General features: G+C 38.2%; 25 protein-coding genes and 1 pseudogene. 19 read left to right on the forward strand and 7 right to left on the reverse strand.

Annotation, left to right across the window (positions count from 1 at the left end; all coding sequences use genetic code 11):
* Positions 1–384 precede the first annotated feature (384 nt).
* Genes P364_RS0132760 through vcpD form a run of 8 tightly spaced genes read left to right on the forward strand, consistent with a single transcriptional unit; the run spans position 385 to position 7,606 of the window.
* The gene (locus P364_RS0132760; RefSeq protein WP_024634194.1) at positions 385–687 is read left to right on the forward strand and encodes a carboxymuconolactone decarboxylase family protein; all 303 of its coding nucleotides are present in this window, start codon (positions 385–387) and stop codon (positions 685–687) included.
* Between the two features lie 12 nt (positions 688–699).
* Positions 700–1,968, forward strand: a complete 1,269-nt coding sequence (locus P364_RS0132765) for an ATP-grasp domain-containing protein (RefSeq protein ID WP_052016865.1) — start codon at positions 700–702, stop codon at positions 1,966–1,968.
* Positions 1,965–3,179, forward strand: coding sequence for an MFS transporter (locus P364_RS0132770; RefSeq protein WP_024634196.1), 1,215 nt, complete (start codon positions 1,965–1,967; stop codon positions 3,177–3,179). Before P364_RS0132765 ends, P364_RS0132770 begins: the two co-directional genes overlap by 4 nt.
* Positions 3,172–3,996: a putative arsinothricin biosynthesis methyltransferase ArsM gene (arsM, locus tag P364_RS0132775; RefSeq protein ID WP_024634197.1), complete on the forward strand. Its 825-nt coding sequence runs from the start codon at positions 3,172–3,174 to the stop codon at positions 3,994–3,996. The genes P364_RS0132770 and arsM overlap by 8 nt, the downstream gene beginning before the upstream one ends.
* Positions 3,997–4,032: 36 nt before the next feature.
* Complete coding sequence (gene arsL, locus P364_RS0132780; RefSeq protein WP_024634198.1) at positions 4,033–5,307, forward strand: arsinothricin biosynthesis radical SAM protein ArsL; 1,275 nt, start codon at positions 4,033–4,035, stop codon at positions 5,305–5,307.
* A gap of 15 nt (positions 5,308–5,322) precedes the next feature.
* Positions 5,323–6,036, forward strand: coding sequence for an MIP/aquaporin family protein (locus P364_RS0132785; RefSeq protein WP_024634199.1), 714 nt, complete (start codon positions 5,323–5,325; stop codon positions 6,034–6,036).
* Between the two features lie 31 nt (positions 6,037–6,067).
* Positions 6,068–7,183 carry a GTP-binding protein gene (locus P364_RS0132790; RefSeq protein ID WP_024634200.1) on the forward strand — a complete coding sequence of 372 codons (1,116 nt, stop codon included), beginning with the start codon at positions 6,068–6,070 and terminating at the stop codon, positions 7,181–7,183.
* Between the two features lie 15 nt (positions 7,184–7,198).
* Positions 7,199–7,606, forward strand: coding sequence for an ArsD-related vicinal cysteine protein VcpD (vcpD, locus tag P364_RS0132795; protein ID WP_052016867.1), 408 nt, complete (start codon positions 7,199–7,201; stop codon positions 7,604–7,606).
* A 109-nt stretch (positions 7,607–7,715) separates the two neighbouring features.
* Here the strand turns inward: vcpD and P364_RS0132800 are convergent, their stop codons facing one another.
* Positions 7,716–8,165: a MarR family winged helix-turn-helix transcriptional regulator gene (locus tag P364_RS0132800; RefSeq protein WP_024634202.1), complete on the reverse strand. Its 450-nt coding sequence runs from the start codon at positions 8,163–8,165 to the stop codon at positions 7,716–7,718.
* Positions 8,166–8,541: 376 nt separating this feature from the next.
* Between P364_RS0132800 and P364_RS0132805 the strand changes: the two genes are divergently transcribed.
* From P364_RS0132805 to P364_RS0132830, 5 genes are all read left to right on the forward strand, one after another.
* Positions 8,542–9,642, forward strand: a complete 1,101-nt coding sequence (locus tag P364_RS0132805) for an ABC-three component system protein (protein ID WP_024634203.1) — start codon at positions 8,542–8,544, stop codon at positions 9,640–9,642.
* Positions 9,642–10,148: an ABC-three component system middle component 2 gene (locus tag P364_RS0132810; protein WP_081718267.1), complete on the forward strand. Its 507-nt coding sequence runs from the start codon at positions 9,642–9,644 to the stop codon at positions 10,146–10,148. Before P364_RS0132805 ends, P364_RS0132810 begins: the two co-directional genes overlap by 1 nt.
* On the forward strand, positions 10,145–11,968 hold the full coding sequence (locus P364_RS0132815) for an AAA family ATPase (RefSeq protein WP_024634205.1): 1,824 nt from the start codon (positions 10,145–10,147) through the stop codon (positions 11,966–11,968). Before P364_RS0132810 ends, P364_RS0132815 begins: the two co-directional genes overlap by 4 nt.
* Positions 11,969–12,487: 519 nt before the next feature.
* On the forward strand, positions 12,488–12,652 hold the full coding sequence (locus tag P364_RS37690; protein ID WP_161634271.1) for a hypothetical protein: 165 nt from the start codon (positions 12,488–12,490) through the stop codon (positions 12,650–12,652).
* A gap of 406 nt (positions 12,653–13,058) precedes the next feature.
* Complete coding sequence (locus P364_RS0132830; RefSeq protein ID WP_024634206.1) at positions 13,059–13,898, forward strand: hypothetical protein; 840 nt, start codon at positions 13,059–13,061, stop codon at positions 13,896–13,898.
* A gap of 45 nt (positions 13,899–13,943) precedes the next feature.
* Here P364_RS0132830 and P364_RS0132835 read toward each other — a convergent pair whose 3' ends face one another.
* Entirely contained in the window at positions 13,944–14,285 is a 342-nt protein-coding gene (locus tag P364_RS0132835; RefSeq protein WP_024634207.1) for a helix-turn-helix domain-containing protein, read from the reverse strand.
* Positions 14,286–14,414: 129 nt separating this feature from the next.
* On the opposite strand from P364_RS0132835, the gene P364_RS0132840 reads away from it, so the two are divergent.
* Positions 14,415–14,741, forward strand: coding sequence for a hypothetical protein (locus P364_RS0132840; protein WP_024634208.1), 327 nt, complete (start codon positions 14,415–14,417; stop codon positions 14,739–14,741).
* A gap of 63 nt (positions 14,742–14,804) precedes the next feature.
* Here the strand turns inward: P364_RS0132840 and P364_RS0132845 are convergent, their stop codons facing one another.
* Together P364_RS0132845 and P364_RS0132850 are read right to left on the reverse strand one after the other, a co-directional pair.
* Entirely contained in the window at positions 14,805–15,842 is a 1,038-nt protein-coding gene (locus P364_RS0132845) for a tyrosine-type recombinase/integrase (RefSeq protein ID WP_024634209.1), read from the reverse strand.
* Between the two features lie 66 nt (positions 15,843–15,908).
* Complete coding sequence (locus tag P364_RS0132850) at positions 15,909–16,163, reverse strand: helix-turn-helix domain-containing protein (protein WP_024634210.1); 255 nt, start codon at positions 16,161–16,163, stop codon at positions 15,909–15,911.
* 132 nt (positions 16,164–16,295) lie between these two features.
* Between P364_RS0132850 and P364_RS36465 the strand changes: the two genes are divergently transcribed.
* Genes P364_RS36465 through P364_RS0132870 form a run of 4 tightly spaced genes read left to right on the forward strand, consistent with a single transcriptional unit; the run spans position 16,296 to position 21,440 of the window.
* Positions 16,296–16,970 carry a TnsA endonuclease N-terminal domain-containing protein gene (locus tag P364_RS36465; protein WP_024634211.1) on the forward strand — a complete coding sequence of 225 codons (675 nt, stop codon included), beginning with the start codon at positions 16,296–16,298 and terminating at the stop codon, positions 16,968–16,970.
* Complete coding sequence (locus P364_RS0132860) at positions 16,967–18,946, forward strand: hypothetical protein (protein WP_024634212.1); 1,980 nt, start codon at positions 16,967–16,969, stop codon at positions 18,944–18,946. The genes P364_RS36465 and P364_RS0132860 overlap by 4 nt, the downstream gene beginning before the upstream one ends.
* A 22-nt stretch (positions 18,947–18,968) precedes the next feature.
* Positions 18,969–19,949, forward strand: a complete 981-nt coding sequence (locus P364_RS0132865; RefSeq protein WP_024634213.1) for an ATP-binding protein — start codon at positions 18,969–18,971, stop codon at positions 19,947–19,949.
* Positions 19,950–19,952: 3 nt separating this feature from the next.
* A complete protein-coding gene (locus tag P364_RS0132870; protein ID WP_024634214.1) occupies positions 19,953–21,440 on the forward strand; it encodes a hypothetical protein in 1,488 nt (495 codons plus the stop codon).
* 791 nt (positions 21,441–22,231) lie between these two features.
* On the opposite strand, the gene P364_RS0132875 is transcribed toward P364_RS0132870, so the two are convergent.
* The 3 genes and pseudogenes from P364_RS0132875 to P364_RS38380 all read right to left on the reverse strand — a co-directional run bounded on the left by P364_RS0132875 (position 22,232) and on the right by P364_RS38380 (position 23,619).
* Complete coding sequence (locus P364_RS0132875) at positions 22,232–22,684, reverse strand: hypothetical protein (protein WP_024634215.1); 453 nt, start codon at positions 22,682–22,684, stop codon at positions 22,232–22,234.
* 36 nt (positions 22,685–22,720) lie between these two features.
* Positions 22,721–23,167 carry a hypothetical protein gene (locus P364_RS0132880; RefSeq protein ID WP_024634216.1) on the reverse strand — a complete coding sequence of 149 codons (447 nt, stop codon included), beginning with the start codon at positions 23,165–23,167 and terminating at the stop codon, positions 22,721–22,723.
* A gap of 28 nt (positions 23,168–23,195) precedes the next feature.
* Positions 23,196–23,619 (reverse strand): annotated as a pseudogene (locus P364_RS38380) (hypothetical protein).
* A gap of 285 nt (positions 23,620–23,904) precedes the next feature.
* On the opposite strand from P364_RS38380, the gene P364_RS38385 reads away from it, so the two are divergent.
* Entirely contained in the window at positions 23,905–24,030 is a 126-nt protein-coding gene (locus P364_RS38385; protein WP_236642278.1) for a YjcZ family sporulation protein, read from the forward strand.
* Positions 24,031–24,679: the final 649 nt, after the last annotated feature.

Consider the following 24,679-nt stretch of genomic DNA (forward strand, 5'->3'; position numbering starts at 1 on the left):
TATAAGAATCCCTCACTTTTTAACTATCTATTGTAAGTAAATAATGAATTCATGAACAGACTTTAGCATGACTGTTTTTGGAAATCAACACTTAAATTTAATGTTGAACAAAGAAAAATAAAGTTGCTATTTGCAAATTATCAGAATATAATAAAGGAAAATTATTCAAGTAAATGTATTTTGTATCCTTATTTTAATGTGAATTAAGCCATAAATAATGAAGTGTATTCAATGTGTGTCTCTTATTCATTTAAATGTGATATATAACAAGGCGTGTAATTACTTGCGTTAAACAACTATTATAAGTGAGTTATCATGTCTGTCTTTACATAAGGATAGATTGATATAAATGTACTAACCATTCTATCGTGAGGTGAATTTAAAATGCTCCAATTATTGCCTGAGCTACATCGGAAGTATACTGATTTTGTGGAAGAAGCTCTAAGAGCGGAGTACCTCTCACCCAGAGATCGAGCATTAGTTGAACTAACAAGTGCGATGATCATCGGAGATCAAGAAGATTTGAGGAAGGCACTTATTTCTGCTAAGCAAGAGTTCATTACGAACGAAGAAATTGGACAAGTTGCCGGTATCATCGCCGTAGCCAAAACAAAGAAATTATTCAATGAAACCTCCACTCAAGAAGGTATCTTGCCACAGAGTTCCCAATCCGAGTGTTGCAGATAAGGAGGCATTAAAATGGTGAATCGTCCTGTAGTTCTGCTTATTGGTCGGCGAGATGATGTTGAGGAGATCCTTTTCATAAAGGAACAAGGCTATAAGGTGGTTCTCATGAATACGAAGATACCTTTTGAAGATGCCATGATTGCAGATTTCCCTTTTGAAATGGATTTGAATCAGGAAGAAGAGGCAATCGCTAAGGCAATCGAAATATCTAAACGGCTTTCTATTGTTGCTGTGTATACGAATAATGAATATCGCATCGTTCTAGGTGCGAAAATAGCCGAGGCCTTGGGTCTGCAATTCCACTTATCTTCACAGGCCGCTTTAAATTGCCGCAGCAAAGCACAAACCCGCGCATATTTAACCAAACACCAGGTATCCCCCATCCAATACGCTTTAATCCAAACACCTGCAGAGATACTACACATCCTTAGTGAAATGAAGTTACCCGTTATCGTAAAACCTTCTAATGATGCGGGCAGTCATATGGTACAAAAATGTAATACGTTAGAAGAAGCATGGAGTGCTGCTGAACTTATTAGCACTAATGCTCTAAACTGGGTTGGACAACCTTTAGAGAAGCATATTCTCGTAGAGGAATACATCGAAGGACCTGAATTTAGTGTTGAGTCATGTACGATCAATGGAACCACACATATCATTGCAATTACCGCTAAAAATACATCCGCATTAATTGAAGAAGGACACTTGGTACCTGCTCTATTATCAGAACAGGATTCTACCCTGATTCAAGAGGTCGTTATTAAGGCTTTGGCGGTCCTAGGCGTAGATTATATTGTCTCCCACACTGAAGTTAAGCTTTCTCCTCAAGGACCCAAAGTAATCGAGGTGAATGCGAGGGTGGGCGGAGATCAAATTCACAACTTGGTTCATGCTGTTACCGGATATGATCTGCGTAAGTTGGCATTTCATATTGTTACGGGGGGAACCTTTGCAAGTGCTCCTAGGGACATACCCATCACAGATTCAGCCCAAATTCAATTTTTACTTGCGTATCAAGATGGAAATGTTCGATTGAACAAGAACGCAGCTCAATCAATTGAAGGAATAAAGCAAGTTGAGATCTCTGTTCAAAATGGTGATTACGTAACGATGACTAAGAGCAACTATAATCGTTTGGGCTATATGATAGCTCATGGTGTAGATGGTAAGCATGCATCTCAAGTCTTGAATACCGCAAAAGAAGCCATGCATTTTTTCATAACAAAGGATCAAGATGGAGAGGTGCCTTCGTCTACTGATAAACGTATGGGTGTCATATGAAAAAGAATATTATTTTCCTGTGTTTATCTGTCTTTATATTGGTCGTAGGTACCGGGATTGTAGCACCACTACTTGCTCCTTATGCAAAAAACTTAGGGGCAACCGGTTTGTGGGTCGGAACGTTGTACAGCGGATTTTACGTAGTTCGTCTTTTAATTGGTACACCGATCGGGAGATTGGCAGATAAAAAAGGACCTAAAGCCATTCTTATCTATAGCCTCATACTTTACCCCTTTATTGCGCTAAGTTATGGACTAGCAAGTAGTATAGCAGGTCTTCTAGGGGCACGGTTACTTCATGGCGTAGCATCAGCCATGATGCTACCTATGGCTATGGCTTACATGGGCGAAATTAGCCCTAAAGGGCAAGAAGGCAAGTATATGGGGATATACAACACTGCTATTTTCTTGGCAAATGGGTTGGGTCCCTTTCTCGGTGGATATATATCAGTTCAGTACGGGACACAGAATGCATTTTTCTCCTTACTCGGCCTTGCGGTCATCGCCTTAGTTATTGTCTTTGCTTTACCTTCATCAAGGGCGAAGAAAGAAACCAATGTGGCTGATCTTAACGAAACCAATTCAGAGCGTACTCATCTGAAACGATCTCCCTGGAGACATCCCGGGATTCTAGCATTGTCCTCCGTCAATGTCATTGTAGCTGTTCTTTCCATGTTCATGATTTCCTTCTTCACCCTGTACGCCCAAAGCAGAGGGCTTAATGCCCTGATGATCGGTTTTTTAATTGCCTTAAACAACATCATAATAGGTGCAACACAGGTACCGCTAGGTTGGGTGGTTGACCGTTTTAATAAAATGAAGTTAATTCTTATCTCAGCTATGTTGACCACGATTCTTTTAATGATGTTTCCCTCTATGCATTCGCTTTGGACGATCGCTTTACTGATGATTGGAACCGGACTAACTTCGGCAGTCACACTGGCTTCCTCTTCAGCATTGTCTACTGTTTTGGGAAGAGAGGCGGGAATGGGGGCGACGATGGGATTTTTGGGTTCTGCGACAAGCTTGGGAATGATTGTGGGTCCGCTGACATCTGGCATTCTAATGGACACTTTTCAAATTGACACTACGTTCTATTTCTCAGGTTTCCTTTGGATTCTAGGCACTCTTGTTTTCTATGTATTATGGACTGCCTATGTCCGTTCCATAAAAATACAAAGCATCTCGAAGGGAGAAATAACAAATGTCTAATCAAGAACTGGTAGTTTCCAATGTTTCAAACTGCTGCTCGCCTGGTCCAGCTGAATTGGATGCAGCAACGCAAGCAATCAAAGACTTTTATAACTCTGTAGCTGAAGGTGAAGGTAACTACTCGGAAGGAACGGATAAATTTTCTCCGTCCGGACCTACAGAACGTATTAAAGAGTTTGTTCTTGCTTCAGATAAACAGCGAATTCTCGATATCGGTTGTGGCATGGGAACAACACTGCTCTCTTTGGTGGAGTCACATGAAGATGGAAAGCAATTTATTGGTGTAGATTTCAGTGAGAACATGATTGCCCGTGCCAGGGAAAAAAGCACCCAATTTCCAGATGGGTTTCGTAAAAAGTTGGGCTTCTTTGTTGCCGATGTCCAGTCGCTTCCGTATATGGATGGCCAGTTTGATTTGATATACAGTGAGTGTGTTCTGAATCTGGTGCCTGACCGGATTAAAGCCATCCAGGAAATTACACGTGTGTTAGCACCTGGGGGTACCTTTATCTACACGGATTTTGTTTCTTATGCACCCGTCCCGTCTTCCATCAAGAATGATTTGTCCTTGGTTAGCGGTTGCCGCGCTGGGAGTATTCAGTTAAGCGAGAACATTGCCCAAATTGAAGAAGCGGGGTATATCGATTTGGAAGTTATCAATTTTACAGATGACAAAAACAAACGATATCGTGAGCTGATGGAATCGAGTGAAGAGTATAAAGATGAATATCTGCAATTTCAGCAGGATCATGCTGAGGCCCATCATTTTTTAGAAGAAAAAGTAGGCTATTACTTGATTAAAGCCACGAAAGTTTAACCGAAGAAGAACCTTGAAAGATAGGGAGGAAGGCTCATGAAGGTCCTGTTGGTTTCTAACTTTGAAGGTGGCTATCAACCGATGACGGTAGCTACAGCCTTGACCGCTTTATTACATGCAGATTTCGATGTGTCTGTGCTTGATACTTATGTCGAAGGAATTGATGAAGGACGATTTCTGGATCAAGAGCTTATCGCCATTTCCATTCCATTATTTGATGCTGTTCAAGCGGCCACTGAACTAACTCAAATCATTCGTCAGGTTAATCCGAAGGCTCATATTACGTACTTTGGTCAGCATGCAACTATTAATGCCAGCCGACTTGCCGGGAAGTATAGTGATTCCTGCGTTTGTGGAGAGTGGGAGAGACCTTTGGTCAATCTTGCAAAGTATCTGTCTGGAGACACTGATTGTACCCTGGATGGGGTTCTCATCGGACGTGATGCTCTGCAGGGTAAAGAAATTCATCCGTATATGTCTAGAGATCATTTAAGCGTTCCGACACGGCATATGCTTCCGCCGCTCTACAAGTATCCCCAGAAGCAAATCAACAAACTATTAGGCTCTGAGCAGATCGTGGGCTCCACTGAAATCGCACGCGGGTGTCATCATAAGTGTCTGTATTGCTCGGTATATGCTGCCTATGAGGGTAAAGTCATCCTGGTATCTGAATCGATTGTACTACAGGATGTCAGAAACCTTGTCGAAGGGGGGATGACGCACTTATCCTTTATTGATGCAGACTTCTTTAATGCGAAATACCACGGTATCAAGATATTGCGTCAGTTACATGAGGAATTTCCTGATCTCACTTACGACTTCACTACCCGAGTAGATCATATTCTTGAAAATAAAGAAACATTAGCTGAAATGAAAGGGCTCGGTGTTAAGTTCATTACATCCGCGTTAGAATTTCCATCGGAAGTTGTACTGGATGCCGTAGCCAAAGACACCTCTATTCAAGATATCGAACAGGCTATTGCATATCTCCGCCACATCGAGATTTCACTCAATCCAACCTTTATCATGTTCAACCCCTGGACCAATACAGAAGATTTAACGACTTTCCGCTCTTTTGTAGATGATAATGACCTGAAGAGCATCATTGACCCCATACAATATGAAACAAGACTGTACCTATATAAGGGCTCCCCTTTACTGAGACAAGCCTCTATACAAACACTTGATCTGATTGAACATGAGTTCTATTACGAATGGAAACACCCTAACCCCGATATGGATGAACTATTTCAAGAGATCGTTACAGTTCCTGAAGACGGTATTTTTAAACGCTGTTGTTTAAAATGTTAAGAGGGGGACAACCATTTGAATGCGACAGAAGTCAAAGATGGTTTTCCATTATTGAGCTTTGAAACCAGTCGCAGTTCTTTACTACTTGATCTCCGAAAAAAATGGATAGCTGAGTTTATTGGAACCTTCTTCTTAGTATTTGCCGGCACAGGTGCGGTAGTAGTAGATACCACTACAAAAACATTAACACATATCGGGGTAGCTATAACGTTTGGGCTTGTGGTCATGGCTTTGATATATGCTTTTGGACATGTATCAGGTGCTCACTTTAACCCGGCAGTCACCCTCGCTTTTTATTTCTCAAGACAAATCACAGCGATTGAAGCCTTCTCTTATGTTTTCATACAATGTGTTGGAGCCTATGCAGCCAGCCTTACCTTACTATTTATGTTTGGTAATGTAGGGAGATTGGGGGCAACGCTTCCTTCAGGGCCCTGGTTGCAAAGTGCCATTTTGGAATTCATTCTATCCTTTATTTTAATGATGGTCATTTTAAGTTCTGCTGTCCATGCAAAAGCATCAAAATCATTCGCTGGAATCGCTATAGGAGGAACAGTCGCTCTAGAAGCAATGTTTGGAGGTCCTGTAAGTGGGGCATCTATGAACCCTGCACGATCTTTAGGCCCAGCTTTGGCCTCCGGACACTTGGAGTTTTTATGGATATATATCGTATGGACAACCATGGGCGCGATCACGGCTGCTTATGTCTACAGAATACTTCACGAATAACCATTTTGAATGAAAGAGGAGGAGCGTTTATATGAAAAAGGTCCAAATGGTGTTGTTAGGTGGCTTCCTAGGAGCGGGGAAAACAACAACAATGATACAAATGGCCAAAGTTTTACAAGAGCAGGGGAAGCAGGTCGCCATCATTACTAACGATCAAGGGAAAGAATTAATTGATACGGAACTCGCACAAATCAGTGGACTGGAAACCAAAGAAGTAACAGGGGGATGTTTCTGCTGTCGGTTTGAAGACTTGTATGAACATTTGAACCAACTTACTTTAGAAAAGAAACCGGATTATATCATCTGTGAAGCCGTTGGTAGTTGTACGGATCTCGCTGCAACGGTCATTCAGCCCTTAAAACAAAATTATGCTAACGAGTTCACAACGGTACCCTTGACTATTGTGGTTGATCCGGCTAGATTGTTGGCTGAATTAAATGAGGAAGAAGCAGGACGTCTTCTATTTTCTCAATCCGTTAGTTATATTTTTGAGAAGCAGTTGGCCGAGGCAGATATTATTGCTGTAAATAAACTGGATCAATACACGGAAGAAGAGATGGATAGAGTGGTCACGTATCTTCATCAACGCTATCCGAATTCAATCATACAGCCGATCTCAGCGACTACAGGTGTTAACTTAGCCCCTCTACTCGATTTATGGAATAGTACAATTCCAAGCGGTCACAAACTTTTGGATATTGATTACAGTGTATATGCTGAAGGCGAAGCCAAGCTTGCGTGGATGAATATGCTGGGTGACGTGAAGCATCCGGATGGAAAAGCATTCGATCCTCAGCAGTGGGTAGATGGACTTTTAAGTAAATTAAACGGGCATTTTTTGAGGGAAAAGATGGCCGTAGCGCATCTGAAGGTACATGCTGGTAATGATACAGGCTATGTCAAAGCAAGTGTTGTTCAAACAGGTGCAGCACCTATATACACCAATAGCTACTCACAAATGGGTAATCAGTACCGGGTCGTTCTGAACATTAGGATTGAAGCTTCACCGGGACTTCTGGACTTAGTCGTATCGGATGCGATTGCCTCCATTGATCAGAATCTGGGAACGGTTTGGGATCAAACGTACCACGAATGTTTTAGTCCACTGCCTCCACAACCGACTCATCGGATGAAAGTAACTTCTTAAAGTGAGGAGGAACATATGTTGAATACAAAAAACTCTATCGAACTCTTTCCAAATATAAATAGTCAGCAAACAACTGATTGTTGCGATGAAGACGGGGTAGAAGCTGCTGATTGTTGCTCTGCGCCTGACTATTCCGCTTCTTTGAGTATATATACTGAGATTAAGCAGAAATTAAAAGAGACATTTGAAAACGAGCTAACTATTCATGTGTATGATTATTCCCTACCTATGGATCGAGCGCTTGCAAAACGGAAGTTAAGATCTCTATTCGAAGAGCGAGGTTTTGCACATATACAGTCAGATAAGCTCATCGAGTTTGCTACACCTGCCGTTGTCATTAATGGTGAGCTTATGAGTTTTGCGGAACAGGTTGAATATGAACATCTCGAGAAAGCTTTACGTTCCAAATACACACTACATTAATGTATGAAGACCGCCGAGAGACCTCGGTGGTCTTTTGTTGTATGTAACATAAGCCAGATAATAGATATCTTAAAAAATCTGTCACTGTAGGAGGAGTTAGATTGTGTGTTTATCCCTTCACAGGTTGACAACAGTTATCAGATTGAAGCATTGCTTTATTCAACAGTTTAATTGAGTTAATCACCATCTCCTTCTCAAATCCACTCATATGCGAAAAGATTTCATCTAGATAGGCACTCATTTGCTGATCAATAGTGGTTGCAACAAACTTCCCTTCGGTTGTAAGTGAGAGTAGATATACACGTCTATCTGTAGAATCTGGTGTTTTGTTAAGTAATTTAAGCTTCACCAAGGATTGAACCTGTCTACTGAAGGTTGTAATATCTGTTCCTAAAGTGTCGGCAATTTGCTGCATGGAGGGATTGTGCTGACGATCTACCTCATACAATATATGACTTTGAGCCGGCGATACATCAATAGCTCCCACGGTACAACAATTCTTATTGAGCAGACCAAACCGTCTAGTCATGATTTGGAACAACTCGCGTACATTTTCCATGTTTTATTCACCTCATTTCAGTTATATCTTAACGCATGCAAAATCACAATTGTATATTTGGATTTTCGTTAGTTGAAAGTATTAGCAGATAAGAATAACACATAGGACTACATAAAACTCAAGATATATATAGGCATTATAAGAATTTGTACTGTTAATGTCAGTTGCAAATATGTAACATGTTTTATAACATATGATTCGAGAAACCCCCTTAATCCATGTCATATCAGACACAACAGACTATAATTTAGCTTTTTCGTTTTGTGTGTTACGAATATCATAATACCACCTCTCAATTGATGGAATATTTAGGTGATTATACTGGCTGCATGTGGTACTATTTTACTAAATATTGTATAGATTGGAGTGAACAAATGTGAACGATGAGGAAGAAATAGAGATACCAATTCCTGTTATTCGAAAGAAAATCACAAATGCGGATTTACTCTTAGGAAAGACTATTGAACCGATTAAAAGATTACAAGTTATTTCCGAAGATGACTTTGAAGATTTAGTTTGTGAATGGGCTACAGGATATCTTGCTCAGACATATGTAAAGGTTCGCCGCTGTGGGGGAGCCGGTGATATGGGTAGAGATGTAGTTGCATATTCAGTCTATGACAAGAAGGAGCAACTTATATGGGATAATTATCAATGCAAGCATTACGATAATGCTCTTACTCCCAGCAATATTTGGATAGAACTTGGAAAACTTTGTTACTACACTTATATTGGTAAATATACTGTTCCTAGAAAGTATTACTTCGTAGCCCCAAAAGGTGTATCTACAACTTTAGGAGATTTAATAGATGAGCCTGAATCTCTAAGGAAAGGACTCATAGCAAACTGGGAAACAAAGTGTAAGAAAAAGATTACCATTAAGCAGAATATTGAATTACAAGGAGATTTCTCTGATTATGTTTCCTCCTTCGATTTCACTATTATTGATAGTGTTGAACCACAAAGATTAATCGAACAACATGCTCAAACTAGATATTTCCCTTATAGGTTTGGTGGACTTCAAAAGAACCGGCCTCAGCCAGTGCTTCCTCCTGAACAAATTGCGGAAGATGAGTTGTTATACATTACGAAGCTCCTTGAGGCATATTCTGATAGTCATAAAGTAAAGCGGATTATTGTTAAAGAGCTTCCTGAACATCATAACTTTTTTAACCATTTTGAAAGGCAAAGGAAATCTTTTTATTCTGCTGAATCACTAATGAGGTTTGAAAGAGATACACTTCCTCCTGGTGTAGATGCTTTTAAAGAGCTGAAGGAAGAAGTTTACGATGGCATAATAGACATACTTGAGTCTGAACATGAAGATGGATTTGAGAGAGTCAAAAAAGTTTGTCTAGCAGCTCGAAACCTAAATGTACCGAGTTACCCTCTATACAATTCACTGAAGGGTAATGATTTGGCAGGGATATGCCATCATCTGGCTAATGAAGACGAAATTAAGAAATGGGTGAACTAATGGCAGAGCATTCGGCGAATGATATGGCTTTTAATTCTCCATTGGAGATTGGATTAAGAGCTTTAATCATATTATCAGTGAATCAGCCGGCTTATCTCGATTTGCAAAGATTGGTTTACTACGATTACTTAGTATTACATACCAGGGATATCGGTGATCCCAATTCACCGGATTCAATTCACCCCGCTACTCCTCATCGTTCAGGAGAAATTGTTGTTCGAAGGAAAGCTATGCAAGATGGGTTGGATTTAATGTACAGTAGAACCTTATTAGAAATTGTTTTTGGGGGAAATGGTGTTTCTTATATAGCCACGGAATTATCAAATGCTTTTCTAGATCTTTTTGAGTCTGAGTATTATAAGTTATTACGGAACAATGCATTTTGGGTTAGTCAATTTTTTTCAGAATACTCGGATGAAGAACTAAAAGGATATATTGATAATAAACTTGGAAGTTGGGGAGGAGAGTTTATGTACGAAGCTCTTACAAGGAGTGGTCTTGAATGATTTACGGCTTTGAACTTAGAAAGCTCCGAATTATAGGGAATGATGAGAAAGTTTCAGAGGTTTCGTTTAAGAGTGGATTGAATGTGATTGCAGGCCCGTCGAATACAGGGAAAACTTATATTTTTGAATGTATTAACTTTATGTTAGGTGGTACCGAGTTACCTGAACCCATCGATGAAGCTAAGGAGTACCACACTGTCCAGCTTGAGATAATCAGCCGTAATAACCAAGTCTATACTCTTGAGAGAGGACTGACAGGGGGAAAAGTTAAAAAATATAACTCAGCTATTTCGGAAATTGAATCTAATAGCAAATTTACAGAATTAGCTCAAAAGCATGCGAAGAAAGAAAGCGTATCCAGTTTTCTCATGAAGTTGTCTGGCTTTATAAACACAGAGTTATTTGTAATTAAAAACAAGGGAACTAAGGAAACTCAAAGGTTCAGCTACCGTAGTTTTAACGATTATATTCTTATTAATGAGGTTGAGATCATTTCAAAGAACTCACCAATTCAATCTAAAAATAACAACCAAACCGCAGAGGAATCTATTTTTAAGCTTATCATCTCAAATAAAGATGATTCTGTAACACGAAATACAGTAAAGACTGACAACCAAAATGGTTTTTTTAATGCTCAAATAGATATTATTAATAAACTAATTTTGGATATAGAAGCGGAAATTAAATTATTAGAATTGCCACAGAGTGACCAGAATTTATCTAAAGATATTGAACAATTGTTATTAAAACGGAGTGGATTAAGTTCGGAAATCGAAACATTAACAGAAAAACGTAAGATCTTCTGGGAGAATATTCAAAGTAATGAGTCTAGGCTACTCTCTACTAATCAATTAATCAAGAGATTTTATCTCCTGAAAGAACAATATGAGACTGACATTAAAAGGTTATCATTCTTGATTGAAGGGGATCATTACTTTTCGATGTTAGACTTTGAACGGTGTCCTCATTGTAATCAACTAGTTACAAATACAGAAGATTGCGACCACGTAGAAATTAAACAAAGGAAGGACTCATATACGAAAGAACTTCTTAAAATAAATAGTCATCTTAAAGACCTTAATGATGCACTTGAGTCTATGGAAGGTGAAAAAGCTTTACTGTTAGAATCAACCTTAGATGTTAATCTAAAGTATGAAGAAATAAGTATTAAACTCGATGAGCAACTCTCTCCAAAGATACTATTTATTCAAGAGGAATTGACAGCATTTCTAAAAAAGCAAAAAAACATAATTGAATATTCTGGTTTTCGATCATCGATTGAAAAACTGACGAATGAAAGAGAATTAATAGCAAGTAAATTAGTTTTAACAAAAGTAGACGAACAGAATCAAACTGTTGAAATGGACTACACTGGATTAATAGCTGAATTGTGTGTGCATATACAAAGATTTTTGACTGATTGGAACTTTCCGGATTCTTCTACTGTTGATTTTGATCCTAAAAATAAAGATGTTCTTATATCAGGAAAAGCAAGGAGGTTATTTGGAAAAGGATACCGATCTATTAGTTATGGAGCCTTTATTATAGGATTAATGGAATATTGTATTAGTAGCGCTTTGCCTCACCCAGGATTTGTTGTTCTTGATTCCCCTGTAACCTCCTATAAGGAACAAGATGAAAACGAAGATAAGACGCCTGAAGAACTGCAAAACAAATTCTTTGAAGAATTAGCTCAAACAAAACGACAAGTAATTATATTGGAAAATAAAAAACCTCCAATATCTATTTCAAAAAAAATAAATTACATTGAGTTTACAAAAAACAAAGAAGTAGGGAGATATGGTTTCTTTAATGTATAACAGCTTGTATTTCTTTCAATTAACAATTCTTTTAATGTTTGTTATTTGGAAATGTGATGAGTATAAGCTGGTATACACTCACTATCGAGACATGAGATTGAATGAAATTTTCTTGAACCATTAAACCGTTTATCTGAAAATGATCGACGTTTTTTTTGTGAAAAGGGGCTAATTAATAAAACGTTGTTACATTTATGCACAGATAAACATAGAGTTAGAACAGAATACGGTATATAACGACATAGGGTGGATATAATGCAGTTATTACCATTGTTTTCTTCTCCCATATGGGTAAACCGACCTTTGAAGTTGAAAGGTCGGTATTTTTTGTCTTAATGTAACATTCAATTAGTATGGCAGAGTGTCATTTTCACATGAATTATGTTATCCTTTGGGTAAATTGTGTCACTCTTCATATCGGAGGTCAGGAAGAGGTTTCGATTGAAGAGTTTGCTACTTTAGATGAAGAAAATCAAGAACCTATCACCACATTAAATTATCTCTATGAGGGGGATTAAAATGAGTAAAACGAATGAAGAGTTTATTAAACAACAGCAAGTTGGTGACCTCCCGAAAGTGAAACTCCTGGCTCCTTCGTTAGATGGTGGTCCTGATCGCGAAGTTACCGTTGTTTACCAACGAAAAGCAAACTATGGTATACCTTCTTTCCTCAAAGATAAATAAACGATTTACAATGAAAAGCCAGCATTTCAATGCTGGCTTTTCTTTATATAAGGTATTGAATTTATCAAGTCATGTTGATGTTTTCCTCAGTTAATTCATTTTCGAAATAGAAGTCATCTCAACAACATAATTCTTAATTGGATAAAAATAATAGGGTGAATTAGTTTAGTATAGAACTAAACAGTAATGAAAGCACATAATTTCAGAGCTCATTTAGCTTCATAAGTTAGCATATTAAACCATACAAAATGAGAATAATTACAAGGAATATAGATACTTATAGACACATTTATCTATATGATGCAACCAACTTTCTATACTCGCTACTCTTTACTTTGAATAAAATATAAAAAAATAGTCAATACCACTCACTAATTAATCTGCTGAGGCAAAGGAGAATAGATTAGTGAGTATAGAAAAAATCATTCAATTTGTTCAATCATCAAACTATGTGCAAATGCACAGTTCAGGTGCAAAAGTAGGATTGCTGAAGCAAGTCATTGGTGAATATCAGTCATCTCTGGGACTTCAACGACTTGAGTGGACAGAGCATAATGTCGTTGGAAAATTCATCACAACTAAACATTATGACATGAAAAATCTACAATTGTTCGACTTATTAGAAAGTCATGGAGTTCTATCTAAAGTAGTCCGGATTAAATTAAACAAACTAACCGAGACGGATAAACTATTACTTAAAGAATTCTGTATGGCTGGTAACGAATATTTAAGATTTACTCCATTTGAAGGGATTGGTGGCCATAAAGAAGAGGAAATAAGTGTGTATAGAAAGAACATAATCAACAAAAACATGGATAGCCTATTAGACCAATGGAAGCATTATAAAAGGATTTACTCTTGCTTGGTAGAACAATGGGACTCTCTACGAAATATCGCCTGCAAAGAAATGTTGAGTACAAATCAGTACAAAGTAACCTTGCCTGTAGGTAAATTAAGTTTAATTACTCCAGACTTTCACGTTGATACCGATGTTGCACATAAACTAGGGGGGAAGGAGCTGCTACAACGAAACGGAAAGATTAATATGGAACAAGTAAGATTATATGCAGCTAAAGGATACTTTTCATTGTCACAAGTGTATGAACTTCTACATGTGCAGAATATCCAAACGAAATATTTGCTTTTAACATTAACGAGTGAGCGTAATATGATGGAGGGACTAGTACAGCAGAATAATAGATACTCTTGGATTAACATAAAAAGTGAAGCAGCCTGGAAGGAATAATGAAACACAAAAAAAGCCGATGTCAGTTACATCGGTTTTTTTGTGTTAACTATCGAAAAATTCAGATAAGAGCAGGTTAACCTTTTTTAAATCAGAAGATTTCATAGGCCAAAGCTTCTCATTGATTTCGTTTAGCAATTTCTCTTTATCATTTTGGCCAGTCTTAACATACTTGCTGTAAAAAAAGAGTTCATGGACGTTAACTTCAAGAGCATCCGCAATTTTTTGAAGGTTTAACAAGGTTATGTTTTTCTCGGCACGTTCAACACCCCCAATATAGGAGAAGTGGAAGCCGGCCATTTCACCTAATTCTTCCTGCGAATATCCTTGTTTTTTTCGTAATTCCCGGACACGTTGCCCCACTAATCTTAATACAGGTTCGTTCATTGCCACACCTCTAATTAAGTCTAAACAATGTGAAACCTTCAATACATTAATGTATATAGATTATTTTTAAAATATGATAAGTTTATATATCAATTTATATGGGCATAAATAATAGGGGAGGTGGAGAGGATGAATGAAACACTCAAAGCAGGTATTGGGATCGCTACGGTAACGGCAGAAGGGATTTTGTTTAACGGAAGACAATATACCAATCGAGAAGTCATAAAAAAGAAGTGGTTTGACGAGGCTAGAGATCAAGGAGAATGGAAGATCCCTATCGTTCATATCAAAGACTATCACGACGCAATTCTGATTATTTCGTTAAAATATCATGAAGTAAGTGTGGCTACTTGGGTAAGCTTGGAAAAGAGAAACGTAAAGGATTTAGATGATTATCACGATCGATTGAACCAACTAAAGCAGCTAAAGAAGAACATCACAAAACAGATTAATTAGTCACACCGAAACAATAAAAAAGGTCTTATTCAAAGAGAATAAGACCTTAATAGTAAGTGTAATTCAATCAACTAGACTGGACAGTATAAAATATTTCTCTAGTGATTCAATATTACGCTGAGCCATTTGTTGTTTCATATTACGGACAGTATTCGTTGCTGCGTATTGAACTCCAAATGAATGGGTGAGCTGGCGTACAGTAACTTCTGAGGCACCGAATTTCGAAGCATACTTCTTAACCATAACTTGAATTGCACGCTTTGAGATTCGTTTACCCTGTGTTTCGCCGTTAGGTTTTGCCAAGAATAACGCTCGTTCATCTGTTTGAGGAGTATACGTGCCAGTTCGAACTTTCAAGTAATCGTAAAGATAGGTTTTGGCATTATCGCCAAACATAATTCGGTGTTTCGTTCGTACGCTAGCTTGCTGCCTCGTCACAATAACGCAGTCATCCTGAAGGCTAATATCATCAAGATCCAAATTGACAATATCACTTACTATCACTCCAGACTCTAAGAGGAAGGTAACGATACTGACATCACGAGCTCGATTCTGGTTATGGAACCACTGGGCTTGTACATTATTTTGTTCTATTACGCCTTCCTGCACAAACTTAACAAATGCAGGGATTTCATTGAGACGTAGGATCTTGTTCTGTAACTGACGCGCGACCTCCATATTATTACTAGGCCTTTCCATGATGAAAGTAGCAAAAACATTACGTTTCAGAATAGGTGTTTCGTTACACTCAAATCTCAAATGAAGATAGGTAAACAACGAGCGCAACGAATGAATCTTACGTACTAGGGACGTATATTTCAAATTTCTAGACGATGTCAAGTAATCTGCGAACTCTTGCACATGTTCACGCCTTATATCATTTAACATGTCTAAGGTAATTTCTTTTTCACTAGCAACGAACGGCCACAGATGTGGTGCGATCCAGTCAAAAAAAATACGAAAATCTCGGGTATACTCTAACAAAGAAGAAGGTGATCGATCATGGTCTAGCTTATGTTCAATGAAACATTTTACGGCTAAAGGTAACTCTTCAATGAGCTCCGATAGTATGGTTAAATCTCTGGATTCTTGCACTTTCATAAACACGGACACCTTCCTTAATCTCTTTTCAGAATGTGTGCCCCAAATGCCTCAGTTTGATACATTTTAAGATGAAACCTTGTTTGTTAAAACCTTTTTTTGAAGAGGACTATCGAACAATAATTCGAGTGGAACATCTAACAATTGCAACAATAGATACAAATTATATGCACTTATCATATGCCTTCCCTGCTCAATATTGGCAAGGGAAGAACGAGCAAGATGATAATTCTGACATAACTCTTCTTGCGTTTTCATTTTTAACTTGCGAAGATCCCGAAGTTGCTCACCTAACCACTTATAAAATTCTTCTTCTGACATATAAAATTCTCTCCCTCTATCATTCTATTACTTTTTAGTATGTTCATAGAAAGGCAATTTTTATACATGGATGTGTATAAAATTCTAAATTTTTGTTTATACAGGTAAACAAATCTAAAGGGGTAACTTGCTATGAATAGAAACGAACTCTTAAAGTACCAGCCCATCAAGATTCTACGAAGCAAAAAATATGGAAACAATTATTGGACCCCGCGTGGAAATAAAGTAGGTAAGCGGATCGTGAGCCTATATAGTGATCTGGAATACGATCACTGGGCTATGGTTGATGCGGACCCCGAAGTCATTACATACTGTGAGCAACCACTGGAGATCTCTTATGTATTAAACGGCCGCCTTCGCACATCTATATTTGATATGTGGATTTTAAAAAAAGATGGATCGGAAATTTTTGTTGAAGTCAAATACGAGAAGGAACTGACATCTAAACATCCAAAACACGCGAGAACACAACGGCAAATCGAAGCGCAAAAAGAATGGTGTCGTATCAACAACAAACATTACGTAGTTCGCACAGAAGGCGATATAAGAAAGGGCCGACATTCAGTTGAGAACAGAACATCCTTGTGTATGTCAGTAGTCAATAATAAGAAGCCTCTTTATTTAAACGAAGTAATCGGCATTATTCCTCCTGAAGGGATAATGATTAAAGAAGTTGTGAAAGAGCTCTCTAATCTTTCTATTGAGTCTACACTTTTAAGCTTAAAATGGCTTCTTTATGAGGGGAATATCAAAGCGAACATGGAAGATCAAATTATCGGGTTTGATATGGAGGTTTGGAGATCATGAGCAGATCGCGAATATACGAGCAGAATGGATTAGAACCTGACCAAGCTAATCCTGAACTTTGGCCCTCTGTAGATGAGAATGCTCTCACTGAATCTGCACATACAATGTATGTACAGCGTAAAAACGCAGTAATAATGTATTTCCGGAGAGATGATTTAGACAATATTCACCGCACAACCGGAGTTTCCCCTAGAAACTTGAGAAGATTAATTCAAAGATGTATTCAGTACGATCAAGATGGCGTTGTTCTTGGATTTCGAGGATTGATTCCACAAAAAAATATAAAAAAATATGAGTTGGATTTATTAGGTCAAAAAAGAAATAAAGATCAAAAAACCGGAGAATTCAATCGTTTTATGGATATTCATCCAGATATTAAAGACCTGGTAGAAGATCTTTTCTTAGGAAGAAAAAAGCGTTCATTGGAACCAGTCATGAAGATAAAGCACATACACAAACGATTTATTGATCAGTGCAGGGAAAAGGGGATAACGCTCTCCGATTACCCTTTAAATACAAAATGGATGGGGTATAAGGCTCTACAACGTTACATCAAACAAATAGCTGAGCAAAACTTTAGAAAAGCTGCATCTCGCCATGGTAACGATGCGTTCCAAAAAGCAAACCGAGTAGGGGAAGCGGATCAAAACTCACTATCAAGTCTATTCCCTTATCAGAAAGTTCAGTTTGATGCTCATCGAATTGACGGTTTTTTTACAGTAGATATCGTTACACCAGATGGAGACCCTATGACCCTGACTCTTGAGCGGTTCTGGATTCTTACTATTATCGATGTAAGTACTCGGAACATTTTGGGATATTCAATTTCACTAAGTAGAGAGTATGGGGGAAGTGACGTGATGCACTGCGTTCGTAATGCAGTCATGCCACATAAACGACTTGAATTGACAATCCCAGGCCTGAGTTACCATCCCCCTGGAGGTTTTCCATCAGAAAAGTTTCCGGAGTTAGAGTGGGCAGTATGGGATGTAATGTGTCTAGATAATGCGAAATCCCACTATGCTAAAATGGTGCAAAATCGACTCACGAATCTTATTGGATGTACACCGAACTTTGGTCCCGTAGCACTTCCAATGAGAAGAGGAGTGATTGAGAGATATTTTAGAACCTTAGCAGGAAGCCTGTTTCACCGGTTACCAAATACAACGGGGAGTGGTCCAGATGACCCTAGAAGAAACAATCCTAAAGAAGCAGCACTGCGTCTTAACATCACTTACGAACATTTATTGCAACTCGTGGATGTAATGATTTCAAATTACAATGGTACACCTCATGGCGGGATTTATCAACAAACGCCCCTTGAACTTCTTGAAAAAAGAATACACCAAAGAGGCTTATTACCAAGGCGCCTAGAAGAAGAGAAACGATCGGAGATGTTGTTTATGCAAACCCAAATAAATCGAACCGTAAGAGGCTCTCTAGTGACTGGAAGAAAGCCCTACATTCAATATGAAGGTGTAGAATACCGGAGTGAAAAACTTGCGAATTCTGCTCATCTAATCAAGCAAGAGCTCATTGTACATGTGAATGTTGACGATCTGCGTATCATAAAAGCATTTTTACCTGACGGCAGTGAATTTGGTTATTTAACAGCTAGTGGAAGGTGGTCACTCACTCCACATTCCTTGCAAATGAGACGTGCGATCAATTCATTAGTTCAGCGAAAGCTAATTCATTACACGACTTGGGACGACCCTATCTTCGTGTATACTGACTATTTATTGAGTAAAGAAAATTCCAAGAAATCAACAATAAATAAAATTACTCAAGTAAAAGAGGTAATTAAACAAAAGTTAACAGATGAAGCGGAAGAACAAACAAAAGCATTACAAGAAGCAAAAGCACAAAATGAATTATTAGACAAAGTTCGAGAAGAACAAAGGAATAGGGAAAAGCTTAATGAGATGGATAACTATGAACGCTTATTAAAACAATTCAAGACAAAGACGTATTAAATTAAATAAGGAGAAGATGACATTGGAAAATCACTTAATACCTGTAGGAACACACCCTATTGAAGTAGGGCATTATTTACTCCCAACCAAAGAGGTACTCCGCTTGATGGATAACCTCAAAAAGATTGTACTGAACCGATTACCAGGAATGATTGTCTATGGTCGGCCACGCCTTGGGAAGACAACTGCATTAAAATTTGCTTTGGAGAATCTGCCACATTTTATGAATGCGCCCATACCAATCTTTATAGCCAACAGTAATTCATACAAGTTTCCAAACGAAGGTAAATTTTATGCAGATCTCCTTCATGACTTTGATTTTCCGTTTATAGCTAGAAGACAAGCTGATGAAATGCGGAACCAAATTGTCAATCTGCTAACAGAAAGAGCAGAATTGTCTCGTTTAAGAAGGGTAATCTTAATTATGGATGAGGCACATCGCCTGACAGAATCACATTATATTTGGTTAATGGACATCCACAATCAACTGGATCGTGCGAAAATCAGCATGACTGTGATTTGCGTTGGTCAAGAAGAATTGCTCACGAGAAGAACATTTTTTCTAGGGCAACGTAAGTCACAAATCATTGGACGTTTTATGACACATGAGCATCGTTTTTTCGGTATCACTTCCTTGGACGATATCAGAGCTATTCTTCGATGCTACGATTCATCAGAAATCTCTGCATATCCAGAAAACAGTGATTGGAGTTTCACCAGATATTTTTTTCCAGAAGGATATGAGAAAGGTCATCGCTTGGAAGATGATGCTACTTTAATATATCAACAATTTCAGAACCTTCGCAGCGAACACGGTGTTCATTCAAAACTTGAGATCCCTATGGAGTACTTTACGTATGCTGTTGAAAACGCCTTGAAGATATATGGGGCTCATGGGGAACAACTTGAATGGATTTCACCTCAAGATTGGTTAGAATCCATTAAGCTTAGCGGCTACATTGAGTCAGAAATTTATATGTCTTTAGCGGGTAGTGGAGATTAATTAATGAATGTCATATGGAGGAAAGAATGGATTAATGAATATGAATCTCCATGGTCTGTATTTGAAAAATTGGCTTTGGTAAACCTTACAGATCGGAACGAGATTCTACAAGTATTTGGTAGTAGTCATGTAAAGAGTATTAAACACCACATTGGAGATAAGCAAAGAGAACTATTACAGTTAAGTGGTTTTAACATCGAAAGACTTCATAAAACAATGGATTTCAACTTGCAAGAGCACATTAATAAAAATATTCAGTCGTTGATAGCTCCATTTACTGAGTTATACAGCTCCTCGGAGCATTGGTTTTATCCAGATTTACATTGGTGTTCGCAGTGTATGGAGGGAGGGTTTCATTCTTGGTTGCATCAGTTCAGGCTTTTCGATGAGTGTGTATTTCATGATGTTAAATTGAATCATGTTTGTCCTTGCTGTGGGTCAACAATACCTTTCTTGTTGTCTAATAGACAGTTAGAACATGCATTTCAATGTAAGTGTGGACATGCTTTGGCTAATTTTCATGTGTCCAGTTGGAACCAATGGAGATCGCCTAATCAAATGAATCCCGATGTCCTTCGTTGGCTTCAAGTAAATCAGGCAAGTCAATCAAATATGCAGTCTAAATGGATCATTCATTCAGAACATTGCAATCTGAAACGATTAGTTAAGGATTCGCCTGAAGAAATAAAAGTATTTCATTCAGCCGAATCCTTACACATGGGGGATTACTTCTCTAATCGTTTCCAAAAAGAATTGCTGAAAGTTACTTCCGATGCTGTTCAACGAGTTGTAGAGCGACTGTTTCAGGATATACTCCAAACCCATCAACATTGCATCACTCAATTAATGGAGCTAAGAAAATCGCATGAAGCGATTGAGTTTCCTGAAATTTGTCCCTATGCCTATGCTTATATTTTTTGGAGGAAATCTATTTTAAAGGAGGAACATTTCTATGGCTTTAATTCTTTAAGAACAACCTTGATCTCTGATGCTGAACCACTAATAATCAGGGATCTTCTGGAGTATTTTTCTGATCAGGTCGTCAGTTATCAAATGAAGATTATCCAAAGACTTGATCCGAGAATACTTACCTGGATTCTAGAAAAACTAGTCATGCAGTTCAGTGAAAAATTCTTCTGTGCTTGGTTAGAGATTGCAGGGAAGAGGAGTAAAGAAATTAGCGTACCATCTTGGCAAGAAATTGAGAACATGAGGGATCGGTCTTTTCCCAGTGTTGCTTTTAAATACAATTTTGATGAGAGCAGTTCTTCCAGCAGCATTGAGTATTATCATCTAAATAAAAATGAATCAAAATCGATACTTGATGATTTCGAATGTCCTTATCAGCATGAAAGCGCTAAAGGAGATATTCAGTCGATGATATCGTTCACACCACAAAAAGTTGCAATGCTTATCATGAATAATCCAAGTGATGAGCATAAGATGCTTCAAAAAAAAGTCGAAACATATGTGAAAAAATTGAATTTTTAAAACCGTTAATCGAAAATGATCAACGGTTTTTTTGTGTGTTTAGACACTAAACCCCAGAGGAAAAAAGGAAAAGGGAGAAGTTTACGGAAGTTTACGGTAATCGGTACAAGTTCTTGTCCTTTAACGGTACATGTTCTTGTCCTCCGACAAGAATGACAAAATGTCGCGGGACAAGAACATTGTTCCATTCAAAGTCGCTATTATAGCGGCTTTTTTGTTTTATGGAACCAAGTTGTTGTCCCAAGCTGAGGACAACAACTTGGTTCCATTGCCGAAAAGGACAAGAACATTGTGTCATTTCGGATTAGATAGTTATCTGAAAAATTTTAATTGGAACTATTGTGGCTGATAAAAGCAAGGTAATAAAAAATTCACCGTTTTGAAAACGTGTTTTGTATCTAAAAACCATCTTTTTTCTGGCTAAGGTAAGAGCTTGTTACATTGGAAAGATAAAGTATATGGTACCAATGTTGATTAGGTCATTTATCTGTTTCTTTAAGCTAACGGAAAGGAATGATGAATCGTTCTTCGAACCTTTTATTTGTCATTCAAAGTTAAAATTGCACCAATTCTGTAGAGTTACATATCATATTATTGTAGACATTGTGTCTACTTCTGTTGGAAAAGGTTAGCCAGCCGATTCACTCCCGGCTGGCTTTGTTATTGTAGAGCTTGTACAGCTAACTTGATACAACTGACTCAACATATTAGCTATACGGTGATAGAGTTTATACTATACACTCGAAGGCTAATTAACTGAAAGAACTGCAGCCACCAAGTATATCCGAACCCTAATCGTCTGAATACATCGTTGCATTAAAACTTTCTGGCCCCAAACGCACGTTATTCACACTAAACAAAGGATTATAGGTAAATATTGCGTAAGCTGAATAGATAATTTGTCCACTTCCAGAAGTGGGTACATTGTACTCTGCACCCGTAAAGCTAAATACACATGGACTAAAAAATTCGTTACCAAGTACGATCGTTCCAGCTCGGTAAACCAGCTGCTGAGAGGCTCCTAATCCCCGGTATACTTCGATAACAAGGTTTCCGTTAATAGGCAATTCATTCGCTGTAAGTTCGACTATACCTGAAAAAAGCGTACGGACCGATGCACCCGGGTTATTTACTTGCAATCCTAATTGCGCAAAAAGTAAAGGAACTCCATTTGTAAAACTCGGAGTTAAAATATTTCGTCCATTGGAACCTTGAGAAATACGTGCATCTAACGTTTTGACCATGGTAGTCCTCCTCTCTTATTTAGGAGTGGATTGACCTTAATCGTCACTATATGCAACGGCATTAAAACATTCGGGCCCTACACGTGTAGCTACTTCAGATGGAGATACTGGAACAAACGTTACATAACATGAATAGATCAGTTGGCCAGATGGGGGAGCTGGAACGTTATAATCGGATCCTTCAAAACTCGCTAAGATACTTCCTTCCGAAGGGAAAACGGGTTGTTGAACGACATAGACTGGTGTTCCTGAATTTGAAGCAGATCTATATATTTCAAAGCGGACTGCAGAAGGAATAGAAGACAAATTGGCAACTGAAATGCGATACGTGCCGTTAAATTGTGTTCGAATGAGTGGTCCTGGACTAAAAATATTAAGTCCGAGGATCCCCACAAGAGTCGGCACATTGGGTGCTAGTGGAGCATTTAATGGAGTAACACCGTTGGATCCGAGAGAAGTACGAGCATCTAGCGTACGTACCATGGCGATTCCTCCTATCTATACACTTTTATTAATCGGATACAATAAATCCATCAAAGTTTTCCGGTCCTACACGCACGGTGCCTAGTAGGTTGGAGCTGATAAATGCAGTGTACGTCAATTGGGGGAGGATAGGTGGATTAAAATCGTTACCCGAAAACGTAATGACCTGTGGCGCTAAGACGCTTAGCGCAAATGTAGCCGTGGCAGAATATACTGCAGGGTCTGTTGCCTGGGTTCCTCGTATGACTCGAATCGTAATTCCAGCAAGGGCTAGCGGAAGTGTAACGGAAACCGTTCCTTTAAATTGAACACGTGGGTTTGTCCCAGCACCGGCTGTCAGTAGTCCAATTTGTCCGAATAACTGAGGAGTGTTAATTAATAGAATGGGGTACAGAAATAGAGTTAGCTAAACTTGCATTTTGTGATGTTCGAGCATCCAAAAAAGTGGTCATGAAATACTCACCTCCTTACAACTTAGATATGGCATAATATATGTAATACCCGGTAAATTGCATGGATGAAGTGGCTATCAAAATAAAAAAGGCTATTATCAATTAGATAACAATAAAAGTGTTTGATTGCATGGTTGGTTTTAAGACTAATAGGTATAACATATTTCATAAACTGAACGGAAGAAGACGTTCTCTGTTTGTGGTAATGCCCTTTTTTTGTAGAGCCTTAACAAAAAAGATGTATCTGAATAATCTATCTCATATCACAAAGAGGGGGATGGGAGCATGAGTGAATATGGAAATGGTAATGTAGGAGGAGTAAGTGGAGGTTATAGTAGTTTTACGTCCATCGGTGCAATACTCGTACTCTTTATATTATTGGTCATTATTTCTAAGGCTTTCTTAGTTTAAACAATACCTGGATAATACCAACAAAGCAGCTGATCCATATGATCAGCTGCTTTGTTCAACTAAGACAGATATATTTAGAAGGGTTAACAATGGTCTTTAAGAAGCTCATTGAGAAATTATTGCCAGATATCTAAACTGCATCATGACCATGATAAGTCAAAGTTTTAGACAAATTTAACACGCTTGATTGTCCACAATGGAATTTCAATTTTACTTTCTGTGGTATCTATAGTGATGATATTAGGTTTAGAAGTCTTGATGCATTTTCCAGTATAAAACTCACCACTAATAAGATGTACAATTATGCATCCAGATGATTCATCTGTATCGAAAAAATTAAAGTTATTCATCCAAAACTCCCCTTAGGGATATTCAGGATAAAACTAGTATCCCAAATATGTCTTTACCCTTAAAATAGATGTTGAATCATCGTTTAGTAATACTACAGAATTTATATAAGGGTGATAATGTCGAGGGACAAGTACATGGTCCCATTGAAGTCGCTATTTTAGCGGCTATTTTATTTTATCGGTACAAGTTCTTGTCCCGAGCCATGGACAAGAACTTGTACCGATTGCCGAAATGGACAAGAACATAGTCCGATTGCCGATTAGATGGATATCTAAATATCGATCACATGCACTTAAAG

The sequence above is a fragment of the Paenibacillus sp. MAEPY2 genome (assembly GCF_000499205.1).
Lineage (GTDB): Bacteria > Bacillota > Bacilli > Paenibacillales > Paenibacillaceae > Paenibacillus > Paenibacillus vandeheii.

Bases quoted from the DNA above. Each gene is read 5' to 3' on its own strand.
- P364_RS38385 (WP_236642278.1), top strand. From the start codon at position 23,905: ATGAGTGAATATGGAAATGGTAATGTAGGAGGAGTAAGTGGAGGTTAT.
- P364_RS0132790 (WP_024634200.1), top strand. From the start codon at position 6,068: ATGAAAAAGGTCCAAATGGTGTTGTTAGGTGGCTTCCTAGGAGCGGGG.
- P364_RS0132860 (WP_024634212.1), top strand. From the start codon at position 16,967: ATGAGCAGATCGCGAATATACGAGCAGAATGGATTAGAACCTGACCAA.
- arsL (WP_024634198.1), top strand. From the start codon at position 4,033: ATGAAGGTCCTGTTGGTTTCTAACTTTGAAGGTGGCTATCAACCGATG.
- P364_RS0132835 (WP_024634207.1), bottom strand. From the start codon at position 14,285: ATGAACGAACCTGTATTAAGATTAGTGGGGCAACGTGTCCGGGAATTA.
- P364_RS36465 (WP_024634211.1), top strand. From the start codon at position 16,296: ATGAATAGAAACGAACTCTTAAAGTACCAGCCCATCAAGATTCTACGA.
- vcpD (WP_052016867.1), top strand. From the start codon at position 7,199: ATGTTGAATACAAAAAACTCTATCGAACTCTTTCCAAATATAAATAGT.
- P364_RS0132765 (WP_052016865.1), top strand. From the start codon at position 700: ATGGTGAATCGTCCTGTAGTTCTGCTTATTGGTCGGCGAGATGATGTT.
- arsM (WP_024634197.1), top strand. From the start codon at position 3,172: ATGTCTAATCAAGAACTGGTAGTTTCCAATGTTTCAAACTGCTGCTCG.
- P364_RS37690 (WP_161634271.1), top strand. From the start codon at position 12,488: ATGAGTAAAACGAATGAAGAGTTTATTAAACAACAGCAAGTTGGTGAC.
- P364_RS0132880 (WP_024634216.1), bottom strand. From the start codon at position 23,167: ATGGTACGTACGCTAGATGCTCGTACTTCTCTCGGATCCAACGGTGTT.
- P364_RS0132875 (WP_024634215.1), bottom strand. From the start codon at position 22,684: ATGGTCAAAACGTTAGATGCACGTATTTCTCAAGGTTCCAATGGACGA.
- P364_RS0132870 (WP_024634214.1), top strand. From the start codon at position 19,953: ATGAATGTCATATGGAGGAAAGAATGGATTAATGAATATGAATCTCCA.
- P364_RS0132810 (WP_081718267.1), top strand. From the start codon at position 9,642: ATGGCAGAGCATTCGGCGAATGATATGGCTTTTAATTCTCCATTGGAG.
- P364_RS0132760 (WP_024634194.1), top strand. From the start codon at position 385: ATGCTCCAATTATTGCCTGAGCTACATCGGAAGTATACTGATTTTGTG.
- P364_RS0132840 (WP_024634208.1), top strand. From the start codon at position 14,415: ATGAATGAAACACTCAAAGCAGGTATTGGGATCGCTACGGTAACGGCA.
- P364_RS0132845 (WP_024634209.1), bottom strand. From the start codon at position 15,842: ATGAAAGTGCAAGAATCCAGAGATTTAACCATACTATCGGAGCTCATT.
- P364_RS0132800 (WP_024634202.1), bottom strand. From the start codon at position 8,165: ATGGAAAATGTACGCGAGTTGTTCCAAATCATGACTAGACGGTTTGGT.
- P364_RS0132815 (WP_024634205.1), top strand. From the start codon at position 10,145: ATGATTTACGGCTTTGAACTTAGAAAGCTCCGAATTATAGGGAATGAT.
- P364_RS0132770 (WP_024634196.1), top strand. From the start codon at position 1,965: ATGAAAAAGAATATTATTTTCCTGTGTTTATCTGTCTTTATATTGGTC.
- P364_RS0132850 (WP_024634210.1), bottom strand. From the start codon at position 16,163: ATGTCAGAAGAAGAATTTTATAAGTGGTTAGGTGAGCAACTTCGGGAT.